This is a genomic window from Halorubrum sp. AJ67 (assembly GCF_000513435.1).
In genome coordinates, this window is sequence record NZ_CBVY010000003.1 from 120,825 (window position 1) to 121,424 (window position 600).

The window sequence follows — 600 nt, forward strand, 5'->3', positions numbered from 1 at the left end:
CCCTGTCCGATGCTCGCGCTCGTCACGACGGAGAGCCCGGCCTCGTGAGCGAACTCGAGCGTCGAGACGGGGCTCTCGACGTCGGAGTCCGGCGGCGCGGGCTGATTCCGGCGGGTGAACGCGTCCGCCATCGCGACGTTGAAGGGCAGCTGGATCGCCTCGAACCCGTGGTCGTCGTCGGAGCCGACCGCCTCGCCGGCGCGCTCGGCCCGCGAGAGGACCTCCGCGAGCGAGAGATACGCGTCGTCGCCCTCGGGCACGCGGAACGCGTCCCACGTCGCGACCCCGTAGGCCCCGATATCGACCGCGGCGCGCCGGCGTTCGAGGGTATCGAAGGCGGCTTCGAGCCGGTCGTACACGTCCTCGCGCGACCGGACGGCGAGCTGCGTCTCCGGGTTGTGGACGTAGTAGCAGTCGACGGAGTCGAGGTCGAGGCGGTCGAGCGAGCGGTCGAGCGACCACTCTAAGAACTCGGGCGTCATCGCGTGCGCGCCGTTCGCGAGGTCGTCGGAGTCGACGATCCCGGGGTCGACGAACCGCTCGCGGACGTACGCGCTCGGGTCGGGCGGGCGCTCGCCGTCGAACGGGAGGAAGCCCCCC

At 72.0% G+C, this 600-nt stretch carries 1 protein-coding gene; it reads right to left on the reverse strand.

The genetic code is table 11. The annotated features are described in order from the left end of the window. Positions 1–600: aldo/keto reductase (locus BN903_RS04295; RefSeq protein ID WP_048076751.1), on the reverse strand; the 600-nt coding region annotated here is incomplete at both ends.